Genomic DNA, 23,107 nt, shown 5'->3' with positions numbered 1-23,107 from the left:
GCCTCCTTAACGTGACAGGCTGGTGCGGCCTTTTACAAATTTCTTTTCAAGCAGCATGGTGACTAGTTCAATGCTCATACAAATGAGCCAGTACACAATCGCAATGATTACATACACTTCAAACATGCCGATTCCATAGTTATTTCCTAAGATGATCTTCACCTGTCCCATAATATCGATGAGCCCGATCGTAAAGGCAATCGCCGTGTCTTTCACAAGATCAATGGTGTAATTTCCGAGGTTTGGCAGGGCAATGAGAAAGGCCTGCGGGATAATGATCCTGATCAAGGCCTGTGTATCTGTCATCCCAACAATGTAGGCGGCTTCAAGCTGATCCTTCCCAACTGATGAATACGCACTGCGAAAAACTTCAGATAAATAAGCGCCCGTATGTAAAGAGAACGTCATCATCACAAATAACACACGATCCCAATGGTTGATTTGAATTCCTGCCACAAGTAAAAGCTGAGGCAGTCCAAAATAAATTAAGAATAACTGAACAATTAATGGCGTACTTCGTGTAAAAGATAAATAGACAACAGCCAATTGCTTCAGCACTGGGATTTGCTTAATACGAATGCATGCAAATAAAAGCCCTATCAAGATGGCAAAAAACAATGACACTACAATAATGAGAAAAGTGAGTGGCAGGCGTTCAAGTACCTGTAAAAAGATCCGCAGCCAATCTCCAGCTGTAAACGTCATGACGCTTCCTTCCTTTCTTCATATTGATAGCCTTGCTCTGAGATGTAGTCAATATCTTGAAAGAAATCAACCCCAAACCACTTTTTCGCAAGCTTAGGCAATGTTCCATCATCAATCATCTCTTTTGTAACCCGGTCCAAATCTGCTGCAAGCTGTTTTTGACTTGGCTGTAAGACAAGATAGATCGGCTCCTTTGACACGATCCCGCCCACTTTGACCTTCAGATTCAGATTCTTATGAATGGTATCAAAGGTTGAAATATTCATAAACGCCGCATCAGACCGTCCGCTTTCAACGCGCTTTAAGTTGAGTTCATTTGAAGGGCTCTCAATGGTTGTCAGCGGAATATCTGGATCATGTTCTTCATTATATTGATTTAATATGGAACGCAATCCGCCGCTAGGACTGACAGGAGCCAGCTTTTTAGATGTCATATCGTCAAGCGATTGAATATCCTGGTTTGATTCATTCACAATTAAACCTGTCATCGAATAGCCGTACGGAACCTTAGGATAAAGAAACCGCTTTTCGCGTTCAGGGTTACTGAAAAACCAATTAGCTGCCATTTCAAACTTCCCCGCGCCAACACCAATTAAATTGGATTCTTCCTCGCCAAATATGTAATCAAAATGGATGTGCGGAAGTCTTTTTTCCACTTCATTTAAATAATCAATGTTATAGCCAATCGGTTCGTTTCGGTCATTTGTCGCTAAAAAGGGTGGATTGACCTCTGCACTCAGTGCGACTTTCACAATTTGTTTTCCATCATCTGTTGTTGTTTTTACACTGCTGCAGCCAATCAGAGAGAGGAGAAACAGAAGGACACCAGATGTCATGAATGCTGTCTTTTGCTTCATATGTCTTCCTCCGATCCTTGCCACATTCCGCGATGAATTCTGGATAAAAATTGTTTCGTTCGTTCATGCTGAGGCTTCATTAGAACATCTTCTGGTGAGCCTTTTTCAACAATTTCCCCATCTGCCATAAAGATCACCGTATCCGCTACGTCCTTTGCAAACGAAATTTCATGCGTCACAATGACCATCGTCATCCCCTGGCTTGCAATATCTTTGATCATTTCAAGGATTTCTCCAACCATCTCTGGGTCCAGTGCGGACGTTGGTTCATCAAACAAAAGCACCGCAGGATTCATCGCAAGAGCGCGGGCAATTCCAATCCGCTGCTGCTGCCCGCCAGATAATTCACTCGGAAATGCATCCTTTTTATGAAGCAGTCCAATCCGCGTTAAAAATTGCTCTCCAACCTTTTCTGCTTCTTTCTTAGACATGTTTTGAGACACAATCAATCCCTCTGTAATATTTTCAAGTGCCCGTTTATTTTGAAACAAGTGATAATGCTGAAATACCATGGAAGATTGCTGCCTTAGTTTTAAAAGATCTTTTTTATGATATCGTTCAAATTGAATCGTGGCTTCTCCAACAGTCAGCTTTCCTTTGTCTGGAATGTCGAGGCTGTTTAAACTGCGGAGAAGTGTTGTTTTTCCTGATCCGCTCGGTCCAATAATTGCGACCACTTCACCTTCTTGTACGGAAAAATCAATGCCTTTTAACACATGGGTCTGCCCATAAGATTTATGTAGATTAGTAGCTGAGATCATAAAAGCATCACGTTCCTTTGACAGATGTACTTAATATTGATAAAATTTAACACATTAAATCCTATAAGTAAAGTGTGTTTTATTCATTCCAATTGGAAAAATGAGATATCATAGATTGTGAGAAACAGAGGAGTTGGATACATTTTGTCTAAAGCATTATTTGTCGATACCGATTTTCAAAAAACATGGCTCAATCAGCTGGAATCTCTTCGTGAAACGATCGAACAAAACGCAAAAAAACATGATGAAGGCGCTTATTTTCCTAAAAAGAATATCGAATCATTAGTAAACATGGGATATACAACCCTGTCTCTCCCCGCTGAATATGGAGGCGGAGGTCAATCTGTAACAGATATGGTTCTATTTCAAGAAACGCTTGGGAGCATGGACGGAGCAACTGCCTTATCGATCGGCTGGCACCAAGGAGTTGTAGGTGAAATTTATGAAAAGAAACTATGGAATGAGAAACAGCTGCAATTCTTTGCGGAAGAAGTGAAGAAGGGCGCCCTTGTCAACCGCGCTGTGAGTGAGGCGCAGACAGGCAGCCCAACAAGAGGCGGCAAGCCTGGAACAACAGCGATTAAATCAGGTGATCGCTGGGTGATCAATGGACGTAAAATTTTCACAACGATGTCACCAGCTCTCACATACTTTTTAGTCGGCGTATGGATTGAAGAAAAAGAAGCGATGGGATTCTTCTTAATTCACCGTGATACAGAAGGTGTTTCTATAGAAGAAACATGGGATGTTGTCGGCATGAGAGGAACAGAAAGCCATGATTTAATCTTAGATCAAGTTGTGGTCTCAGATGACATGCTTGTTGAAGTGCAAAAAGGACCTCGAGGCGGTACGTTAAACCCTTGGATCGCACATATTCCTTCCTGCTATTTAGGGATTGCGCAAGCGGCAAGAGATTATGCAGTTCAGTATGCCATCACTCATTCACCGAACAGTATCAGCGGAACGATTAGTGACCTGCCAAATGTCCAAACATTGATTGGCGAAATTGATTTACTACTAAAGCAAGCACGCCACGTCATCTATTCAACGACAACATTGTATGAACAGCCAGAGAAAAGAGAGCTGTTAATCAATGAATTCGGTGCTGTGAAGCATACAGTCGTCAATCATAGTCTGCAAGTGGTTGATAAAGCCATGCGTTTAGTCGGTGCAAAAAGTTTGAGTCTTGGCTGTCCGCTGCAGCGTTACTATCGAGATATTCGTGCTGGGCTCCATAACCCGCCAATGGATGATATGACGATTTCAAAAATCGCGAAGCAGGCCATTGAAGAGAAAAAAGAAAGCTAATATGATCAGAAAGCCGGATGAAACCGGCTTTTTTTATTTGGTAGAAAAGAGGACAAGCGTACCTTATGTCTCATCGCTCAGGCATGCTACAATCGATACAAATCATGGGAAAAGGAGCGATTTTTTTGAAGAAAAAGCATATGAAATGGTTGGTTTCATCCATTATGCTGATGGCACTTTGTATCAGTCAGCCGTCATCAAGTGAGGGAACATCACCAGCATGGTCAGTAGATGAATTCTTGAAAGACAGGGAAGGTACATTTGTGATCCAAGAAGTAAAAGAAAAATCGCCATGGGTGTATAACAAAAAAAGAGCGAATAAGCGCTTTGCCCCACAATCAACATTTAAAGTGGCAAATGCCCTCATCGGCCTCCAAACCGGCGTGGTGAGAGATGAATATGACATCAAATATTGGGACGGAGTAAAAAGAGAAATTGATAACTGGAATAAGGATCATACACTGGGCTCTGGCATGAGAGATTCAGTCGTCTGGTACTATCAAGCCATGGCGCGTGACATCGGGGAAGAACGCATGAGCCATTGGGTGAAAGCCATTCACTATGGGAATGAAGACATATCTGGCGGAATCGATCAATTTTGGTTAAGCAGTTCGTTGCGCATTTCTCCAGTAGAACAAGTCCATTTCCTCAAACAGCTATATGAAGAAAGTCTCCCATTTGACCTATCTGTCATGAGAACGGTCAAACGAATGATGATCCAAAAAGAAGAGAAACATGCCACCCTATACGGAAAAACAGGCTCCGGCTCAGGCATTGGCTGGTACGTAGGTTTCATCAAACATGAAAACAAAACCTACATCTTCGCCACAAATATCGAAGGCACAGGACTAGAAGCAAAAGAAATCACCTATCGTATTTTGAAAAAATATCATTTGATTGAAGCATCCGTTTAGGATGCTTTTTATGGTTATCTACACAACTAAGGTTTGAATAAATCAAAAAATTTGACGAATAAGAGTATAGATAATGACCGTTGAATAAAGAGTTGTCATATAAATTAGTGAATAGACAAACATAAATGATGCCCACTTCTCTGAATTCATTCGTTTGTAACCTAAAATACTTAAACAAATCCATATAAAACCTAGAAAAAAAGACATAAGCACAAGCCCTATGCTTAAAGAACGGAAAAGAAAACTGCTTAAGGTTATTGCTAAGATATAAAGATTGGTTTGCAAGTATGTTCTTTTCATTCCTTTTACAACAGGTAGCATGGGAATGTTTGCTGCCTTGTATTCATTTTGCTTTCTAATAGCTATTGAGTAAAAATGCGGCATCTGCCAAATAATTGTAATGAAAAATAACCCCAGAATAGCTGGGTGTGAGATGTCTGGTGAAATAGCCGTCCAACCAATGAGAGGCGGCATTGCCCCAGAAATGCTACCAATTTCTGTGTTGTAAACGGTTTTTCTTTTACTCCACATTGTATAAGGGAAAATATAAAAAAGTAAACCAATCAATCCTATAATAGCTGCTAGATAGGTTGTAAATGCTAAAAAAATCAATCCTAAAATAGACATTAAGATACTAAGCCATAGAACTTTTTTAAGATTGACTTCTCCTGTTACAGTAGGTCTGTTTTTTGTTCTATTCATCACGGAATCTATGTCCCTATCATACAAATTGTTTAAAGCTCCAGCAGCACCAATTAATAAAATTGAACCTGCAAATGCAAATAGTATCTCAATAGATTTATGAAGGATGTCAATTTGATAAGTGTATAATGCCAAGGTTAAGCCAGCACACATTGGGATTAAATTTGATGTAATAATCCCTGATTTAACTGTTTGAGCGATTATGTCCCTTTTCGTTTTGTGAATTTTTTTCCCCATCTTTCGCATTGTTTTGCTCCTTTTCCATAGCGATTAATTGTTTATGCTGTACATCAAGATATATACCATATAGAATTTATATACTAATTGGTATATTAATTCTATATGGTATGATTGTCAAGATAAGGAGGTAAAGGAATGATTAGACAAAGAAAAACGCAAAATGAAAGGAAAGATGAAACACGGAAATTACTCATAAATTCTGCAGTTGAGAATTTCGCCAAGTATGGTTTTCATGGGGTCTCCATTGATAAATTGGCAGAATATGCAGGATTTAGCAAAGGGGCCTTTTATGCGCATTTCCATTCAAAGGAAGAGATATTTCTGGCTCTATTGGAACAACAAATGCAATTACATGTTAAAAAAATCAATGCTTTATTAGCAGAACAGCCTTCTCTTTTACACTTTCCAGAAAAAATGAATCAAATGTCTATTCAAAATTGTGAAGAAAATCGGACGTGGAGCCTGCTTAATATGGAATTTCTTTTGTATTCAATGAGAAATGAGGAAGTAAGGTGTCAGTGGTCAAATATGATCCTACAATCGGTAAAACAAATCTCTCAATCCATTGAGAATTTAATAGAAAAAGAGAACCTTACATCTACTCTTTCACCTGAAGAAATGGCATGGACAATTCTCTCATTGGAAAATGGTATTGCAATATTTCACTATATTAGTCATGACCATATACCAATTGATTTATTAGAAAAATCTCTAAAAAAAATAATTTCCTTTAAATAAAAATGAAGGTTCTTCAGATTTTAATATGGAGGAGAAATCTGATTGGACTGAAATTTACGTTTCAGTAGACGATGATCGATTTTAGGATATATTGGTTCTTTTGAGTGGGATTGATTTGAAGGATTCACCTAATTTCTAGGTACACTGAATTTTAGAAGAAGTAAAGGCTCCTGTACAATTCACTACGGAATTACTGAAATTGAAGTTGAATCATCTGGTCAATCTGTTATGAAGAAGAGTCAAAGTTTAATGGAAGAGTTCAACTCAAGAAAAAAGAGAAGCTGTAAAAGAAAAGGTTATCTAAGATGAAGGTCAGCAGATAAAGTTAGATATTATTGAATACGATTTTTTATATCCAGAAGATGATTTGTTTTTAAAATCCGTATCTCGATATATGGATTTGTGTATAAGGGAAAACTGATTTTTAGCCATTCTGTAATAAGATAGTATTTGAATCAACAATACATTTGGATGTAAACAAACGATATTCATACTTAAACAAGAAAACTACTGATTGCGAAGAGAATTGGGTATTAAGAATGGTATAAAGGAGAAATCAACTGTAATAAATGATAAGTTCGGCCGTAAGAAATATCGAGTCGATCACTCTGATCATGGAATGCCAAAAGACCATTCAAAACCACATCTTTATGAATTATAAAAGTTACTATGGGCATAGAGGTAAGGAAAAAACATATCATTTTTGGAGGTGAATGAAATGGATTGGTATTTAGATAGTAAAATTCAAAAATATATAAGAGATTTTAATGTAATCCATTTAATGCAATTAAACGAATTTCGTTATTACAAAGATTATAATGAAGCCTATGAAAGAATAAAGTCAATCGAATTAAACATACCGTATAAAAACTCAAAAGAAAATTTTGAAATACATCTTAAGTTTATAAATGTTATATCTATTGAAATAAAAGATTTAGACTTTCATGAAGAGTCGATATTAAGTTTTAACATATCAAAACTTAACAAAGGTTGGGAAAGATTAAACTATTTAGTTGAAGATTTCGAAGAAGAGACCTTTAAATTCTATTGTGAAGATTATAAAGTTCTTAGTGTCTTAAAAGTGTGAAGTATTAGTACTGTGCAACTAACCTCGAGGACTGGAAAGCCTGGAGCTGGGAATAAACCAAGATCAACAGTTTATGAGAAAACCTATAAAAAACATGTTGATGTCAATGGGAAAGGAAAAAACAAAGAGAGTTAGAGTGGTAGTCCAAAAAGATGGTACTCTAAGAACAAGATTTTCATATTAGGAGTTGAGATGATTGATAAGTGAAATAACTACAGAGAAAGTAATTGATTGTCCAAAAGAAGATCTAATTTATTTTAATGTTGGAAGAGATGAGAAAATATATATGGTATTTCTTATTGATGATCAACTAATACTTCAAGTAGTCAAGGATCATAGTATTATAATGAATAAATCATTAAATGAACTTGATTCTGATAGCTATATTTATTTAATACAAGAAATAAACGATACCATTGTCATTGTGTTTGAACAAGATGATATATGTAAAATAAATTTTTTAGATTTAAAACAAAATAATATGGTAGAAATATGTTCTTTTTTACTAAGTGTTAATACATTTCATCTGGATGAAAACGGATTATTATGGATTGGTATCTCAGAAGAGGGGATATTTGATGAATTAAACCCTAAGGGTAAAGGAATTTACTGTATGAACTTAATTATAGGAGAAGTGTTATTTGAGGAAGAGTTTAAAGGGATAATGTATGAATGCTCTTCAATACAAACTCTAGGTTCAGAACTATACACTAGCTATGAAGAAGAGCAAACAATTGTTATTTCAACTTTTTCTTATGATTTAAACCCTGATAATCAGTCATGTCAAAAAAAGAAAATGTACCACCTAGATAGAAAAGAATACAGGTACTGTGACCAACTATATGTTTCTGAGAGTCAAATCTTGTTATTTAATAATATGGAACATAAACAGTATGCTTTTAAAATAGTTGACGATAAAACGTTTATAATGAAATTATTTTTAGATGGAATTGATCCCTCACAGTGTGATCCTACTTACAAAGTAGTTGAAGGATATCTTTATATCTTTGTAGAAAATAAGCTGTATAAAAGTAAACTAATGTAGTAGTAATAATGTCATGAATTACTTTTAGTATTAGTTTAAATAACCCTCTCTAAGAATAGGAAGGGTTTTATACTGGAGGAAAAGTTGAAGAAAGTTAAATTAAACACGATGACCAAAGAATCTATCGCAGATATTGAAAAAGAAATAACAAATATCGCACTGAATCTAGTAAAAGAAAAACAAGCAAAATTTAAAGATTTAGATTTAACGATCAATGCTGAATTTGGACGATTCGTATATGGAAAAAAATCTAGAGGGAGAGAAATTCAAGTCTCAGATTGTTTTACAGCAGGATATCATTCATCCATATATTTTTCAGTAGATTATCTAAATGGCGAAGAGTTTCATGATGGTGAAGAAGGTGATCAAGGTTACTGTATAGACCATCTCGATATTTGGATTTGTGTATCGAATAATCTCGTGAGCAAAAAAGGATATTTAATAGATTTTGAAAATGAATCAGATTTGCGGGGAATGATTATACCATTAATTGATGAATTGTATAAAGAAGCAACAGAAATTCTTCAAACCCTAAGCAGTTAGGATTTTTTTAACCGGTCTAAAAGGGAGAGAAATGGTGCTAAGATAGGAACAAGATAAGGTAGAGCATTTGCAGTAAAGAAAGCAAGTAAAGGAAAAAGAATGAGCAAACCATTCAAAGCCATGATGAATAAAATCTTATTAGGAGGCTTATAAAGAGTGCATTTGAAAAATATACAATTAATGTCAGATGATGATCATGGAATTTTAGCTAGCCAATCCCTTTGTATGACTGAAATGTTTTTATACGAATTAGAAAAGAGATTACAAACGAAAGATTGTGAGGCCATTGTTTTGATTTGTGGCTCTTTTAAAGACTACAAATTAATTAGTACCTCAAAAGAAGAACCTAACATGTTATTTTTAAAAAATACGTATGAGCTAGAAGTACCTTTTTGTTACAGTGAATTTGGAAATGCAACAAATAAGAAAAAGATCTTAGCAGATACTTTGGAAAAAGCGATGCTCTATCTGTGTGAACTGAAAAATTGGGACAGTCAGTTAGTCAAAGCGACATTTAAGAAAATGAAAGAGAAGGAATATAAAGCGGAGATTAAAGGGAAAACAAAACTAAGTCCCGATAAAAAAAAGAAAGCTTACCCACTTATCAAATTAGATTTAAAGCAGTTTACTCTTTATCTTGTAGTTGAAGACAATAAAAGAAATATTTTAGATAAAAAATTAATTGCTGAAACCGATACTTATTTAGAAGAAGTTTCATACCACATGCGAGAGCTCAAATGGCTAACGGATCATGAAGCGGCACTATTCAAACGTACACATAAAACTGTTTATACAAGTATACGATTATCGTGATAAAGCCAAATGAGAATAACATAACACTTGTGAAAATCTAGAACGCAAAAAGGGGGATGTTTTTCTATGGGTTTTTGGGAAGAAGAACATAAGAAAAAGAACATCATCATCGGTGATGACGGATTAGATATTTTTGAAGAAGCGATTGAACAATTTTATGAAATGACTGAGGAACATTTGGAAAGAAAGCCAACGATTGATGAGATGCTTTTGACAATCATGACGGTCTTAAATAACGGAGGCAGTCACTATTTTGATGATTTAAATGAGAAAGAAGTAACGGACATTAAAATAGCAACTAAAAAAGCAAAAACTTTAAGTAAAGTAGAACCGGGAGCTATTATTGAACTCCCGTTAGAAGAAGTTGGAAAATTGAGCTATGCTTTGATCATTTCGGGTGAGGGGAAAAATCAATATGATGATATTTTAATCCAATACTATGATTTATTTGTTGATGACAGAATAGAAAAAAGTGAGTTAAAACAATTGATAAAAAAAGAGAAGGGGCTATTTGTTGCAAATACAGGCCTGACAGGCTTTTTAAATGGTTTATGGAAAGTCATCACAAAAATAAATCAAGATTTTATAAAAGAAGATGATCTTCAAAATCTGAAATTCGTGACATATAGAGATGAAAATTATTACGTAAGCGAGGGAAAAGAAGGTTCCATTGCACCTGTTATGGACTTAGAGGTTGCTGACCCAAAAACGGCTAAAATGATATTTAACCCGATTGGTATACTTGGTGAATACACTATTATAAGCATTCTTTCTTTATATTTTAAAGGTATGTCAATGGAGGATATTATCAAATATGAAATATAGGCAGCTTACAGCGTGAAGTGAATTTTGGAAAAATTACATATAAAGGATGTAATTAATGGACGAACCCAAAATGCTAGACTGTTTAAATAAAATACGAAAAGTCTTAGAGGGGACGATGACCAGAGAACAAATTTCTGATTGGGTTGAAGTTTACGTTTCTGCAGACGATCCAGAAATAGACGATGATCAAGTTTGGGATATGTTGGTTCTTTTGAGTGGAATTAATTTGAAAGATTCACCTAATTCTTACTTACATTCTGTAGATGATTTGAATGACTGGTTAGAAAAATACAAATAGTTCCTATAGATCATCTTGTTATATTCTTATGGCTTTGCCTTAATTTAAATAAAAGGAGTAAATTTTATGCCTGAAACAGTTATCGCAATTCCAGGATTTTGGTCACATCATTTAAAAGAACTCGAAGAATTGAATGATTATATATATGTTAATCATCGAATCATACATAAACGAACTGGAACTGATTACGAACTTGAAGTAGTGGATCATATTGATCAATTAAGCGAGACTTTCCTTCCAAATGAACAATTCAATTCAGAAGAACTTAAACAAATAGATACGCATCAAACATGCTTGTATATCATTGGGATGACTGAATCCTTAGAAGAAATAAACGCGCTTGTGCAAGTTACTACGGATTTACTAAAGATTGATGGCATGGCGATAAAAGTTGAATCATCAGGTCGTTCTTTTATGAAGAAGACATGGCAAAGTTTAATAGAAGAGTTCAATCCTTATCAATATATGACTTCTATTGTTCAAGAAAGTGATGTTATATATGTGACAAGTGGTTTTCAACAATTTGGAGAGCCGGAAATGATGTTTGAAGGGTTTCATGCTGATGAAATAGAGCGGTACTTTTTAAACTGGATAAACAAATCTATTCAAGAAAAAAGAGAAGCTTTAAAAGAAAAGGTTATCTATGATGAAGGTCAGCAGATAAAGTTAGATCTTATTGAATACGATTTTTATCCCGAAGATGATTTGTTTTACAATCCATATGGAGTCGTCGTCTTCAATAAGTAATGTCTAAAATCAAGCCGTTACAGTAGATCAATAGATAAGGAGTGACGCGATGTCCATGCATCCGAAAGAATTAGAAACCACCGTCCAATTACCTGCGAAAAAGCGTTATGACTACTTCATTAAAAAGATTGTTGATTTTGAAGAAGTATGGTCATTAAGAAACGAGAAGGGATGGGTGATGTCAGAGGATGAATATGGTGTACCACAGCTTCATTTTTGGCCGACAGAGGATCATGCAGCTTATTGTGCGATCGACCAATGGGAAAAATCAGTGCCAGGAATGATTGATTTAGATGATTTGATAGAAGAGTGGCTACCCGGAATGATAGCAGATGGAATCAATCCGTCGATTTTCTATAATCGAAATGATTCGGTTTCAATTGAAATTCATACATTAAAAAAAGATATAGAGGAAGAATTAAAAAACTACTAGTTCAACAAGAGTGGAGGTAGTTATTTGAAACGGCTTGAAGACTTATTTATTCGTTCAGAAAAAGAATTCGAATTGTATCAGAATTTAGTAGATCATGTGTTTGACACAAATAAAGAGCTGCCACAACAAGTCTTCCGTAAGACATTTGATTGTTTTTTGTTTCAAGAGTTTGATTGGGCATTGAGTGATGATATTTTACCAACCATAAAAGAGTTATCAACTGTTACACAAGATAGAGAATTTTTGACTGCAGTCCTTCAACCAGATCCAACCAAATATTATTTGAAGGAATTTGGTTATTATAATTGGCTGAAAGCGAATGTAAACATTTCAAGTGAGGATTATGTAAATGCACTATGGACGCATCCAAAAGAGTCTATAGCAGATGATATCATAACGAATTCGTACATAGTGGTCTGGTTATCGCATTCTTTGCAGTGGGCGATTTGGGCAGATAGAGATATGGAAATTTGTATCATAGGAATGGTATCAACAAAAGATTCTGTGAAAAATAGGTTATTAAAAGAAGGGTGGAAACCAATGGATCACCCTGTTTTAGCAAATTGGTTTGAAGGATTATTGAAGGATCAAAAAACATTCAATGACTATTACACTCAAATGCTTTCTCATTATGCGTCATGTTACAAGCGTTGAAATGGAGTATCAATGACTGATGATAGACTTACCCGAAGATATGAAAGGAGCGTAAAGTGAAACATTTGTTTATATCCGATCCAAAAGAATTTGAACATGTTTTATCGTTTGTTCATTCGCTCGTTCACAGGAGAAAAACATTCCCTTATCAAGTGTTGCAAACGAACCCCCCTCATTATTTATTCGAAGAATTCCATTGGTTGTTATCAGATGATAGCTGGGAAATGTTAAAAGGTTTAGCTTTGAATCATCATGATGACTATATACTCATGGCTGTATTAGATGAGCAGAAGAGTATGGATGATTATTATCATGATTTTGGTTATTATCCTTGGGTGAAAATCCCGTTAAACCTCACACCAAGTGATTACCTCGATCTCTTAACGGATTATCCGATAGAGAGTGTAAATGATAGCATAATGGATATTGCTTCACGTGTGATATGGTTTTCCCCTTCTGCGAAATGGATCATTTATGGCGAAAGAAGTTATGAGATAGGAGTACTAGCAGTTCATCAATTAGAACAAATGAATAAACAATTGTTAAAAACGTGGAGAACTTTAGATGAGATTGTATTAGGTTGGATTTCAGTTGTATTTCCGAATCAAAAACTTCCTGATGATTTTAGAAAAGAACTGATTCGGAATTATACAAACGTAGAATGAAATAACTTCATAAGGAGGAAGACATGAATCAAATAGACAATGTGTTATCTATACTAGATGAGTCTTTCCTAAATAAAGAGTTTCCTCTATTAGATAATGGGAACTTTGATTTTGCCAAAGGGAAGCTTGCTCTATTTATTAGAGAGGAAAATTGGCTGATCACGATTCAATTATTCGGTTTATCGAAGGTAGGACCGGCTATTGATTTTTTTGCTATTGGTCATGAGTTGAAGAATGGATCAATCAATTTTTTATTGGATGAGCTTTTTGATTTCGTGGATCATCATCATGAAATAATAGATGAAGGTGAGATAGAACCTGGGTTCACAAAGCATCCTTTACGAATTAAATTAAATGGAGACTATTTTAATATTCAAATACCAGAGTCATGCCAAGCTAATGTAACAGAAGAAAATGAATGGATTACCTTGTTAAGAGAAATAGCTAAACACCGAGATTTACTGGATAGATTATGGATGACAGATCAAGAACAATTTGACATCGTTCAGCATGTATATGATAAACCGCTTTATACAACTGAATCATGGTTTCATCCAGAAACGGATGGTCAACTACCTAGTCAATCTTCTTTTTTTCAATCGATTGCTAAGAGTTTGATCTATCAAGATCCAACATTCATTGTCAATGTAAACACGAACACTGACTGGAAATTATGGTCTGATTTTGATACTGTAGAATATTTTTAGTTTCGTCTGATGTTTTAAATTGATGAGGTGGAGCAAGTAATGAGAATCGTATTAGCAAAAGAAAAAGATTTATTCGAAGTAAATGAATTAATAAAGAAAATCAATTTAAACGTAGAAGAGTATAACTGGGTCATAAGCGATGTGACACTCACAATGCTTCATGATTGGAATAATCAATTTCATTCAGAAGTCATGCCGGATTATACGGATTTTTTATTTCTGAAGGGTGAACATTTTAAAAAATTCTTACATGACTATTCTTATTCTTTTATTTTCGCTGTTTTGACCGCATTGCCTCGTCATGTAGATCATTTGAATATCAGTTCAATACCTCAAATTGAAGATAATGAACGATATTGGAATGTGAATTATACACCCGTTATCCCTCAAGCCGTGTTTGAAATCGGTTTTTTTGATTCGACAGATGTTATTTTTACGGGAGATCAAAATATCTTAAGCGAATTTCGAAAAAAAGCGGACTTTATTTCATTTGAAGAATATTTACAAACTCTGTGACATGATAAGAATAGAGTTCATCCTGAAAAAATAGGAGAGTGAATGAGATGTTTAATAGTGTACAAAAATGGATCGATTATCTAGATGGTGGTTGTAATGTACTTGGAGTCACATTTGATTTGTTTCATAAAGAATTAATACTGAGCGTAAAAGTATCAGAATTAAATAAAGTTACTCAACATGAATTGCGATTTATGAATGTGGCGAGTTTTTATTATAATGGGGGTGAAGGTAATGATAGATTTGAAGAATTGATACAAGAAGAGATGAATTGGCAAATTTTCGAATGCAGCTACCATCCTCAAGGGATAGGGAACCTTAAAAATGTACTTCTTGAAGAATTTGATTCAAATGCAAATTTTCTATTTAACATCAATGGGATGTTACTCGCAATAGAATCGAAAAACGTATGTTTTGATTCACAAGAATTTATTTGCAGTGTATAGGAAGATCTCATTAGCTCCTAAATAAGAATTAAAAACAATGAGAGAATGGGGAAATCCATGAAAATCAGCCGTGATAAACAAGATTTATTCGATGATGTAAAACAACGTTATCAATACTTATTAGATTCTGCTTATCCAGATGAAATCATCTTTTTTGAAGAAGAAACTGGTATGTACTCAGATGATTTTTATATGTTTTTTTCACTTGTTGCAGGCAGCTTAAGTTATGTGGTCGATCATAAACGAATACCGAAAAAACAGTTAAACGTGCTGCGTCAGTCATTTGAAGAGCAATATCCCCAAATCAAATCGTATCAACAGATCCTTGAGTCATATCCTTTATTGCATTCCTATGTTCAATACCATGAAGAAACAAGAAAACAAATCATTGCACTTATACAATAACCTCTTGGAGGACAAACGATGACATGGTTTTTAGATGAAAAAGTCCAGAAACAAATCCCTGATTTCAATATCAACCATCTAAAGCAAATCAATGAATTTCACTACTTTAAAGAGTATAATGAACATTACGACTTGATCAACTGTATTCATCTACACATCCCATACGAATCTGCAACCCATAAAGCAGACATTTTTGGTTAAGCAGTACCTTGCGAATTTCTCCTCTCGAACAAGTTCGTTTTCTCAAACAGCTATATGAAGAGACTCTTCCATTTGACCTAAAGAACATGAGAACAGTCAAACGAATGATGATACAAGAAGAAGAGAAACATGCCACCCTATACGGAAAAACAGGCTCCGGCTCAGGCATCGGCTGGTACGTAGGCTTCATCAAACATAAAAACAAAACCTACATCTTCGCCACAAATATCGAAGGCACAGGACTAGAAGCAAAAGAAATCACCTATCGTATTTTGAAAAAATATCATTTGATTGAAGCATCCGTGTAGGGTGCTTTTTTATATGAAAAAGGAGATATATTGATAAGTTGATGATATATGGGTTAGTTTGAAAGGATGATATATTTATAGAAATATATTGAAGTTTCATTTCAAATATATTATTATATATGGCGTAATGTTACAAATGTTACAAATATATGATAAGGAGATTAATATGAATCTAAAAAGAAAAGTAAAATGGAAAAGGAATATCGCAGCACTATTAGCCTTTGTGATGCTTTTATCAATGTTTCCTTCTGATATTTTTGCAGAAGAACATGACGCAAATACAAAATCAAGTCATAATCGCTTAGAAAAATTAGATGATTCAAAAGCCCTTGAAATGGCAGGGATTGACGAAGACGAAATTGGAAAAGATGGAGAAGTTCTTTCAGAAAGAACAGAAAACAGCAAGCTTTTTTATGAAGGAGAGGGTGTATTTACACAAGAGGTATATCCTGACCCTATTCATATAAAAGAAGCGTCAGACGCTGAGTGGGAGGACATCTCTCCTGAATTAAGGACGATCTCGCAAAAAGAAATAGAGACAGAAAATGCGAGATTAGAATCAACTTTTCAAAAGCAAATGAAGCAAGGACTATATGCTACATTTGAACACAAGAAGCATCAAATTGAATTTTCAATTTTAAAAGCTTCAGGTAAAAACAAATCAGAAATCAATTCCAAGGATACCTCAGCACAATTTAAAGAGAACACCAATGAGCTTACATATGAAGAGGTATTTCCAAATATAGATTTACGATCATTTACCTTTAATGAAAACATCAAAGAAGATATTGTACTCAATCAATATGATGGCTACAATTCTTTTACATTTAAAATAAAGACAGATCTAACTGGAGAAATTGAGGAAGATGGTTCTATTACTTTTTATGATCAGAAAAAGCGGGCCATTTTTCAAGTCCCAAAACCATTTATGACTGATTCTAATTTAGATGAAAAGTCAGGTGAAGTGGCTCGCTCAGAAGATGTGAGCTTTAAACTAGAAAAAGAAGACGATGGCTATTTACTTCGTGTGACTGCTGATGAGAAATGGCTTGAGGATCCTGAACGAGTTTATCCTGTGTCTATCGATCCATCGACTTCTTTATCTGTGTCAGCAGACACATTTATCATGAGTAAATACCCGACTACAAATTATTCATCCTCTACGCAAAAATGGGACGCTAAACTTAAAAGTTATGTACTCAAAACAGGTTATTACGATAAAACAACTGGTACAAACTATGCGTTTATGAAATTTAATTCATTCAAGCCGATTCAAAATATGAATGTAACAAAAGCGACGCTTAAAACATATGTTGCTCATTCATATTACGGGACGAAGGCTACTGGTCTTTGGCTTGATACAGTGAATGCCAACTATGATCATACAAAACTAACATGGAATAATAAACCAAGCTCCAAAAATATCGGTAAAGCCAATGTATATAAAGGTCAATGGGCTACCTATGATGTGACATCAACCATCAAAGCTTGGAATAGTGGAACAGCTAACTATGGCTTTAAATTACATGCAAATGGAAATGGACAAGACCATTGGAAAAAAATAATCTCATCAACAAACTCAACCAATAAACCAGTCATTGAAGTAACATATACCATTCCACAAGCAAATGCACCAACTGTAAAAGGTTTTAGTAATGGAAATGGGACAGGCTACTTCAATTTAAGTTGGAAAAAGGTAGCTGGCGCAAAAGGTTACAAAGTGTGGCTATACAACGGAAAAGAGTATGAAGCCATTTCAGTTGGAAATGTGGCATCATGGAGTACAAAAGGAAAGAATATATGGCCAACAGCGAGCGAGATAGCAGCAAAAAAATATAAACTTCATTTAGACGGAAAAGGTGGCACTGAATTAGCAGTTGATCCTTCTCCAGTTTACAAAAACTCAGGCGGTAAGTATGCGACAAGTAAAAATTATTGGGTAGCTGTAAGTGCGATTTTTGACCAAGGTGAAGGCGCAATGTCAGCAAAGGTAAAACCTGTCGTGCCGAATGTGGCTAGAGCGAAAGCACCTAGTACAAAAGGTTTCAATAATAATAACGCAACAGGTTACTTTGATCTTTCTTGGAATTCAGTTTCCGGTGCGACCGGATATAAACTACAAATGTTTAATGGGAAAAGCTATGAGACATTGGATCTTGGGAATCAAACATCATGGTCAACTAAAGGGAAAAAAGTATGGCCGACAGCTGCTGAGATCAAAGCAGGTAAATATGCATTGCACCTCCAAGATGGTAAAGGGGCGGAGCTTCCAATTCATCCTGGTGCGACTTATAAAAATGCTGGAGGAGATGCGGCTCAAAAACATTATTCCTTCAGAGTGATTGCCTACAATAAAGATGGAGAAGCTATTGCTTCACCGCCAGCTGGACCAACTTTACCTGATCTATCTAGACCAAAAGCTTTATCTGGATATGCTTATACCAATACAAAAGAAAGCCAAACAGGTTATATCAATTTACATTGGGACAAAGTGAAAAATGCAAAAGGGTATAAAATTAACATCTATAATGGTAAGGCATATCAATCATTTGATGTGGGTGATGTCGATCATTGGACAACACAAAACAAGAATATTTGGCCGACTCCTTCTGAAGTTAAAAGTGGGAAATATGTGCTTCATACAGATGGTAAAGGCGGGGAATTAGCGCTAGACCCATCACCTGTATATGAAAATGCGAATGGAAATTATAAAGGACGCAAGAACTACTCCTTTACCCTTTCCGCTTACGATGCAAATGGAGAAACCATTCCAACACCAGCCTTTAACCCGACATTCCATGAAGGGGCCGAATTCCTTGGAACAGAGGATTACTGGTCGATTATTGATATACCAGACGGTCAGCTTAATGGTGCAACTGGGAATGTGATTGTCAGTGAAGAAGAAATGTCGATTGATGGAAGAGGACCGGGGCTTGGAATTGGTCGAACATACAACAGTTTAGATGCAGCTGACCACCTGTTTGGTCAAGGATGGTACGCAGATATAGAAACGAGTATCACGCCAACAAAAGAAGGTGCTATCTATCTTGATGAGGATGCTACAACCCATGTTTTTACAAAAAAAGCAGATGGCACGTATCAACCACCAACAGGTATTTTCCTTGAATTAACGGAATCAAAAGATGAATACATGTTAAAAACGAAGGATCAAACCTTTGCGCACTTTAGTAAAAACGGTGGGAAAATCACCAAGGTTGTAGATGGACATAAAAATACAACGACATATAAATATAATGAAAACAATCAGCTCACTTCAATGGAAGATGCATCTGGCCGAAAAATAACAATGGATTATGATGAAGATGGTCATATCATTTCGGTTCAAGGACCAAAAGGGAAAAAGCTTTCATATAAGTATGATGCAGGTTTACTAACGAAAGTCATAGATTCAGATGGAACAAGTATCTCATATGAATACGATAAAGATGGCAAATTGATTAAACAATTCTCTCAAAACAGCACAGAAGATCAGCCTGTTTTTACAGAATATCAATATGAAAATCATCGTTTAGTCAAGGCAACCAATGCAAAAAAAGAAACATTTGAGTACGCATATGATATGTCTAAAAAGACACTCATGCTGACACAGCCAAATGGTCGAAAAATACAGTATACGTATAACGAAGCAGCCAATCCAATTCAAGTTGTAGATGATGCGGAAGGGCTTAAAATCACCACTAAAACGAAATATGAAGGCAACCAAATCGTAGAAGAAATTGACCCAAATGATGTAGAGAAAGGAAAAGCTACAGAAAGCTATTCGTATGACAAAAATGGCAACGTCATTCAGGCGAAAGATGCTTATGGGACAGAAACCTACGAGTATAACAAAAACAATGATGTCACTAAAGTGAAAGATACAGAAGGAGATATTACAGATATCGCCTACGATGGATTAGATGCTGTATCTGAGACAGATCAAAGTGGAAATATGTCTTCAGCAAGTATTTATGATTCTTACGGGAATTTGATACAAACAAGTAAAGAACTTGCTGCAGGCGCGAGTATTTTGAAAAATGGCAGTTTTGAAGATACGCTAACTGGCTGGAAGCTTACAGCATCTAAGGATGACGGGAAATTAGCGCAAATAGCTGGGAAAAGTGGTGCGTTATCGGGGGGCCGAGTATTAGAGGTCAGTTCACAGTCGACAACTGAAGGAACAGAACTTGGCTATTCTTCGGCTACACAAGAAGTAATACTAGAGCCAAATACGACGTATACACTGAGTGGGAAAATAAAGACAGAACTAACGAAAGCAAGAGCATTTTTTAACATTGATTTAAGAGATACAAACAATAAACGAATTCAATGGATCAGCAACGGCTACAGCACATTATCAGGCAAAAACGATTGGACAAAACGCCAAGTTTCGTTTACGACGCCATCTCATGCAGGCAAAGCTGTGATCTATATGGAAGTGGATCATCGAGATAAGGCTGGAAAAGGAAAAGCCTGGTTCGATGAGATTCAGCTGGAAAAAGGCGAAGTTTCATCAAGTTACAATCCAGTCAAAAATAATTCCTTTACGGATAAAACAATAAGCTGGAGCGGAACAGGTGGTTCATTAGATAATGAAGAAGGCTTTAACGATGACGTTTCGTTAAAAATTACAAGAACTTCTTCAACTCAAGCAAATGCCATCTATAAACAATCTGTACCGATTGAACAAAGTGCGAATGATCAATCTGTGTATGTCACCTTGACTGGGATGTCTAAGGCTGAAAATGTCAAAGCTTCAAATGAAAATGATTACTCACTTCAAGCGTCCGTTACGTATACAGATGGCACAACAGGAACGTTTAATGCGAAATTCCCAACAGGTACACAAGAGTGGAACCGGGCGGCGGTTGTCATACCAAAAACAAAACCGTTGAAAAAAATCGACGTGCAGATCGTTTTCCAAAAAAGCGCGACTGGAACGGTGTGGTTTGATGATATCCGTTTAGTAGAAGGAAGTCTGTTAACGAAAACCACTTACGACGAAAAAGGGAACTACGCAGTTAAAGAAGAGGATGAGCTTGGTTACTCATCTCAATCTGCCTTCGACGAAACAGGCAAAAAACTTTCTGAAACCGATGCGAAAGGCGAAAAAACAACATTCGAATATGACCAGGCTGATCAGCTGAAGAAAATCACTTTATCTAACGGGACATCCATTGTAAGAACCTACGATAAAGAGGGCAATGAACAGTCGAAAACCATTCGTGCAGAGTCAGATCAAACGTATCAATTTGAATACGACCTTATGGGCAAATTAACAAAAACCATTGATCCATTAGGAAATGTGTTAAAAAGTGAATATGATGCGAATAGCAACTTAATTAAAACCATTTCTGCAAATGGACATGAAGTGTCTCTCACGTATGATGGAACAGACCGAGTGAAATCAAAGTCATACAATGGAACAGAAAAATATCACTTTAGCTATGATAAAAACGGAAACGAAACAACGGTTGTCAACAAAGAACAAAACACAACCAAAAATCGAACATTTGACCAACAAAACCGTATTACAAAGTTAACGGAGCGAGGCAGCAGCCAAACTTGGACGTATCCAGCCGATTCAGATAAACTGAAATCCTTTGAATGGACACACGGAAATCAAAAAGGGACGAACCAATTCAGTTACAATAAGCTTGATCAAATGACGCAGATGAAGGATTCGAGTTCTACGTATTCGTTTGATTATGATGAAAATGGAAATGTTCAGTCCTTTATTACAGGTAACGGCAGTGGTGCTAGCTTTGCTTATGATGAGCGCAATTTAATTAATGATTTGCATATTGGAACAAACCAAGGCACAACGATCTTAAACGAAGCTTACGAATATGATCAAAATGGAAACAGAATAACGATTGATCAAGGAAGCAACGGGAAGATTCGTTATGAATATGGAAAATTAGATCAATTGATCAAAGAAACTCATCCAGATGGCACGGTCATTGAGTACACATATGATGGGTTTGGAAACAGAAAAACCGTCACGACTGAAAAAAATGGCACTAAAAAAACAATCAACGCATCATTCAACATCATGAACCAACTGACAAAGGTAAATGATGAGACTTTAACTTATGACAAAAATGGCAACCGAACGTCTGACGGGCAATTCCTTTATGAATGGGATGCAGAAGATAACATTACAGCCATCACGAAAAAAGGGGAAGACAAGCCATTTGTCACTTACAAATATGATGAGCGTGGATATAGAATTCAAAAAACAGTGAATGGAAAAGTCACCAATTATTTTTATGACGGCGATAGCCTGAATGTCTTATACGAAACAGATAAAGATAACGTAGTCACAAAAGCATACACATACGGTGAGAGTGGACAGCTCCTTGCATTCACGCAAAACGGGAAAAAATATTTCTATCACTACAATGCACACGGCGATGTCATAGCCATCACAAATAGTGCAGGAAAAATCGTTGCTGAGTACGAATACGATACATGGGGAGTTCCAACTAAAGTAAAAGAAGATGAAGAAGTAAAAGGAAACCCATATCGCTATGCTGGTTACCGCTTCGATGAAGAAACAGGACTTTACTATTTAATCGCCCGCTACTATGAACCGAGAAACGGCGTATTCCTATCACTAGATCCAGACCCAGGAAGCGATGGAGATTCACTAGATCAAAACGGATATACTTATGGAAACAACAACCCAGTCATGAATGTGGACCCAGACGGCCATTGGGTATGGTTTGTTGTCAATGCAGGATTTGCGGTTTATGATGGATACAAAGCTTATAAATCGGGTAAAGGCTGGAAAGGTGCAGCTTTAGCAGCAGCATCTAATTTTGGACCTGGGAAGATATTTAAAGGTGCAAACAGAGTTTATAAAGCAGTTAAAAGTTACAAATTAGTAAAAAAATCTAAAGGAAAAAGATATAAAGGGAAAATAAAGAAAAGTAAAATACATGTTACATTTAGTAAACCACCTGGTCCTAAAAATGGTAAAAAGAATAGCAGCGTATATTACATTAAAAATAAAAAAATTCACCAGAAAAGAAAATATGATAGTAAAGGTCGTGCAATTTATGATATTGATTATTCCAATCATGGTAATGCGAAACAGCATCCAGTTGTTCCCCATAAACATAGGTGGACACATACAAATGGAAAGTCTAAAAGGGGCCATTGGGAAAGAGTCAAGTAATAGAGG

General features: G+C 35.9%; 23 protein-coding genes and 1 pseudogene. 20 read left to right on the top strand and 4 right to left on the bottom strand.

Features of this window, described 5'->3' with window-relative positions; genetic code table 11:
- Positions 1 to 6: 6 nt before the first annotated feature.
- Genes ACN6NB_RS12035 through ACN6NB_RS12025 form a run of 3 tightly spaced genes read right to left on the bottom strand, consistent with a single transcriptional unit; the run spans position 7 to position 2,323 of the window.
- The gene (locus ACN6NB_RS12035; RefSeq protein WP_039180205.1) at positions 7 to 705 is read right to left on the bottom strand and encodes an amino acid ABC transporter permease; all 699 of its coding nucleotides are present in this window, start codon (positions 703 to 705) and stop codon (positions 7 to 9) included.
- Complete coding sequence (locus ACN6NB_RS12030) at positions 702 to 1,562, bottom strand: amino acid ABC transporter substrate-binding protein (RefSeq protein ID WP_144491376.1); 861 nt, start codon at positions 1,560 to 1,562, stop codon at positions 702 to 704. Before ACN6NB_RS12030 ends, ACN6NB_RS12035 begins: the two co-directional genes overlap by 4 nt.
- Positions 1,559 to 2,323: an amino acid ABC transporter ATP-binding protein gene (locus ACN6NB_RS12025; RefSeq protein WP_059374701.1), complete on the bottom strand. Its 765-nt coding sequence runs from the start codon at positions 2,321 to 2,323 to the stop codon at positions 1,559 to 1,561. The genes ACN6NB_RS12030 and ACN6NB_RS12025 overlap by 4 nt, the downstream gene beginning before the upstream one ends.
- Positions 2,324 to 2,467: 144 nt before the next feature.
- Between ACN6NB_RS12025 and ACN6NB_RS12020 the strand changes: the two genes are divergently transcribed.
- Both ACN6NB_RS12020 and blaBPU read left to right on the top strand, forming a co-directional pair.
- Positions 2,468 to 3,631 (top strand): acyl-CoA dehydrogenase family protein, encoded by a 1,164-nt coding sequence (locus ACN6NB_RS12020; protein ID WP_048238960.1) that lies wholly within the window; start codon positions 2,468 to 2,470, stop codon positions 3,629 to 3,631.
- A 125-nt stretch (positions 3,632 to 3,756) separates the two neighbouring features.
- Positions 3,757 to 4,545 carry a BPU family class D beta-lactamase gene (gene blaBPU / locus ACN6NB_RS12015; protein ID WP_474253367.1) on the top strand — a complete coding sequence of 263 codons (789 nt, stop codon included), beginning with the start codon at positions 3,757 to 3,759 and terminating at the stop codon, positions 4,543 to 4,545.
- Positions 4,546 to 4,587: 42 nt separating this feature from the next.
- Here the strand turns inward: blaBPU and cyoE are convergent, their stop codons facing one another.
- Positions 4,588 to 5,493: a heme o synthase gene (gene cyoE / locus ACN6NB_RS12010; RefSeq protein ID WP_126681550.1), complete on the bottom strand. Its 906-nt coding sequence runs from the start codon at positions 5,491 to 5,493 to the stop codon at positions 4,588 to 4,590.
- A 129-nt stretch (positions 5,494 to 5,622) separates the two neighbouring features.
- Here cyoE and ACN6NB_RS12005 point away from each other — a divergent pair, with 129 nt between their 5' ends.
- From ACN6NB_RS12005 to ACN6NB_RS11920, 18 genes and pseudogenes are all read left to right on the top strand, one after another.
- Entirely contained in the window at positions 5,623 to 6,225 is a 603-nt protein-coding gene (locus ACN6NB_RS12005) for a TetR/AcrR family transcriptional regulator (RefSeq protein WP_039180192.1), read from the top strand.
- Between the two features lie 718 nt (positions 6,226 to 6,943).
- Positions 6,944 to 7,312, top strand: coding sequence for a hypothetical protein (locus ACN6NB_RS12000; RefSeq protein ID WP_039180189.1), 369 nt, complete (start codon positions 6,944 to 6,946; stop codon positions 7,310 to 7,312).
- A gap of 196 nt (positions 7,313 to 7,508) precedes the next feature.
- Positions 7,509 to 8,357: a hypothetical protein gene (locus tag ACN6NB_RS11995; protein ID WP_039180187.1), complete on the top strand. Its 849-nt coding sequence runs from the start codon at positions 7,509 to 7,511 to the stop codon at positions 8,355 to 8,357.
- An 84-nt stretch (positions 8,358 to 8,441) separates the two neighbouring features.
- On the top strand, positions 8,442 to 8,900 hold the full coding sequence (locus tag ACN6NB_RS11990) for a hypothetical protein (RefSeq protein ID WP_039180184.1): 459 nt from the start codon (positions 8,442 to 8,444) through the stop codon (positions 8,898 to 8,900).
- A 156-nt stretch (positions 8,901 to 9,056) separates the two neighbouring features.
- Positions 9,057 to 9,713, top strand: coding sequence for a hypothetical protein (locus tag ACN6NB_RS11985; protein ID WP_039180183.1), 657 nt, complete (start codon positions 9,057 to 9,059; stop codon positions 9,711 to 9,713).
- Positions 9,714 to 9,779: 66 nt separating this feature from the next.
- Positions 9,780 to 10,538 (top strand): hypothetical protein, encoded by a 759-nt coding sequence (locus ACN6NB_RS11980; RefSeq protein ID WP_039180180.1) that lies wholly within the window; start codon positions 9,780 to 9,782, stop codon positions 10,536 to 10,538.
- Positions 10,539 to 10,593: 55 nt separating this feature from the next.
- Positions 10,594 to 10,836 carry a hypothetical protein gene (locus tag ACN6NB_RS11975; protein WP_039180177.1) on the top strand — a complete coding sequence of 81 codons (243 nt, stop codon included), beginning with the start codon at positions 10,594 to 10,596 and terminating at the stop codon, positions 10,834 to 10,836.
- 66 nt (positions 10,837 to 10,902) lie between these two features.
- Positions 10,903 to 11,583: a hypothetical protein gene (locus ACN6NB_RS11970; protein WP_039180174.1), complete on the top strand. Its 681-nt coding sequence runs from the start codon at positions 10,903 to 10,905 to the stop codon at positions 11,581 to 11,583.
- 49 nt (positions 11,584 to 11,632) lie between these two features.
- A complete protein-coding gene (locus tag ACN6NB_RS11965) occupies positions 11,633 to 12,016 on the top strand; it encodes a DUF2750 domain-containing protein (protein WP_084096414.1) in 384 nt (127 codons plus the stop codon).
- A 24-nt stretch (positions 12,017 to 12,040) separates the two neighbouring features.
- Complete coding sequence (locus ACN6NB_RS11960) at positions 12,041 to 12,670, top strand: hypothetical protein (RefSeq protein WP_039180171.1); 630 nt, start codon at positions 12,041 to 12,043, stop codon at positions 12,668 to 12,670.
- 56 nt (positions 12,671 to 12,726) lie between these two features.
- Positions 12,727 to 13,335, top strand: a complete 609-nt coding sequence (locus ACN6NB_RS11955) for a hypothetical protein (protein WP_039180169.1) — start codon at positions 12,727 to 12,729, stop codon at positions 13,333 to 13,335.
- A 23-nt stretch (positions 13,336 to 13,358) separates the two neighbouring features.
- Entirely contained in the window at positions 13,359 to 14,042 is a 684-nt protein-coding gene (locus ACN6NB_RS11950; RefSeq protein WP_039180166.1) for a DUF7003 family protein, read from the top strand.
- A 39-nt stretch (positions 14,043 to 14,081) separates the two neighbouring features.
- Positions 14,082 to 14,558 carry a hypothetical protein gene (locus ACN6NB_RS11945; protein ID WP_039180163.1) on the top strand — a complete coding sequence of 159 codons (477 nt, stop codon included), beginning with the start codon at positions 14,082 to 14,084 and terminating at the stop codon, positions 14,556 to 14,558.
- Between the two features lie 47 nt (positions 14,559 to 14,605).
- Positions 14,606 to 15,004, top strand: a complete 399-nt coding sequence (locus ACN6NB_RS11940) for a YxiG family protein (protein ID WP_039180160.1) — start codon at positions 14,606 to 14,608, stop codon at positions 15,002 to 15,004.
- 57 nt (positions 15,005 to 15,061) lie between these two features.
- A complete protein-coding gene (locus ACN6NB_RS11935; protein ID WP_039180157.1) occupies positions 15,062 to 15,409 on the top strand; it encodes a YxiJ family protein in 348 nt (115 codons plus the stop codon).
- Between the two features lie 18 nt (positions 15,410 to 15,427).
- Positions 15,428 to 15,610, top strand: coding sequence for a hypothetical protein (locus ACN6NB_RS11930; RefSeq protein WP_039180154.1), 183 nt, complete (start codon positions 15,428 to 15,430; stop codon positions 15,608 to 15,610).
- Positions 15,601 to 15,918: pseudogene (locus ACN6NB_RS11925) on the top strand (penicillin-binding transpeptidase domain-containing protein); the annotation flags it as partial. The gene ACN6NB_RS11930 and the pseudogene ACN6NB_RS11925, both read left to right, overlap by 10 nt.
- Positions 15,919 to 16,252: 334 nt before the next feature.
- On the top strand, positions 16,253 to 23,101 hold the full coding sequence (locus ACN6NB_RS11920; protein ID WP_376765037.1) for a DNRLRE domain-containing protein: 6,849 nt from the start codon (positions 16,253 to 16,255) through the stop codon (positions 23,099 to 23,101).
- Positions 23,102 to 23,107: the final 6 nt, after the last annotated feature.

The organism is Bacillus sp. 11B20 (assembly GCF_056098985.1).
The sequence above is the reverse complement of the archived record's forward strand: the minus strand, read 5'-3'. Positions and strand labels throughout refer to the sequence as shown.

Coding starts and splice junctions, on each gene's coding strand:
- ACN6NB_RS12035 (WP_039180205.1), bottom strand. CDS start 705: ATGACGTTTACAGCTGGAGATTGGCTGCGGATCTTTTTACAGGTACTT.
- ACN6NB_RS12030 (WP_144491376.1), bottom strand. CDS start 1,562: ATGAAGCAAAAGACAGCATTCATGACATCTGGTGTCCTTCTGTTTCTC.
- ACN6NB_RS12025 (WP_059374701.1), bottom strand. CDS start 2,323: ATGATCTCAGCTACTAATCTACATAAATCTTATGGGCAGACCCATGTG.
- cyoE (WP_126681550.1), bottom strand. CDS start 5,493: ATGCGAAAGATGGGGAAAAAAATTCACAAAACGAAAAGGGACATAATC.
- ACN6NB_RS12005 (WP_039180192.1), top strand. CDS start 5,623: ATGATTAGACAAAGAAAAACGCAAAATGAAAGGAAAGATGAAACACGG.
- ACN6NB_RS12000 (WP_039180189.1), top strand. CDS start 6,944: ATGGATTGGTATTTAGATAGTAAAATTCAAAAATATATAAGAGATTTT.
- ACN6NB_RS11980 (WP_039180180.1), top strand. CDS start 9,780: ATGGGTTTTTGGGAAGAAGAACATAAGAAAAAGAACATCATCATCGGT.
- ACN6NB_RS11975 (WP_039180177.1), top strand. CDS start 10,594: ATGGACGAACCCAAAATGCTAGACTGTTTAAATAAAATACGAAAAGTC.
- ACN6NB_RS11970 (WP_039180174.1), top strand. CDS start 10,903: ATGCCTGAAACAGTTATCGCAATTCCAGGATTTTGGTCACATCATTTA.
- ACN6NB_RS11965 (WP_084096414.1), top strand. CDS start 11,633: ATGTCCATGCATCCGAAAGAATTAGAAACCACCGTCCAATTACCTGCG.
- ACN6NB_RS11950 (WP_039180166.1), top strand. CDS start 13,359: ATGAATCAAATAGACAATGTGTTATCTATACTAGATGAGTCTTTCCTA.
- ACN6NB_RS11945 (WP_039180163.1), top strand. CDS start 14,082: ATGAGAATCGTATTAGCAAAAGAAAAAGATTTATTCGAAGTAAATGAA.
- ACN6NB_RS11940 (WP_039180160.1), top strand. CDS start 14,606: ATGTTTAATAGTGTACAAAAATGGATCGATTATCTAGATGGTGGTTGT.
- ACN6NB_RS11935 (WP_039180157.1), top strand. CDS start 15,062: ATGAAAATCAGCCGTGATAAACAAGATTTATTCGATGATGTAAAACAA.
- ACN6NB_RS11930 (WP_039180154.1), top strand. CDS start 15,428: ATGACATGGTTTTTAGATGAAAAAGTCCAGAAACAAATCCCTGATTTC.
- ACN6NB_RS11920 (WP_376765037.1), top strand. CDS start 16,253: ATGGCAGGGATTGACGAAGACGAAATTGGAAAAGATGGAGAAGTTCTT.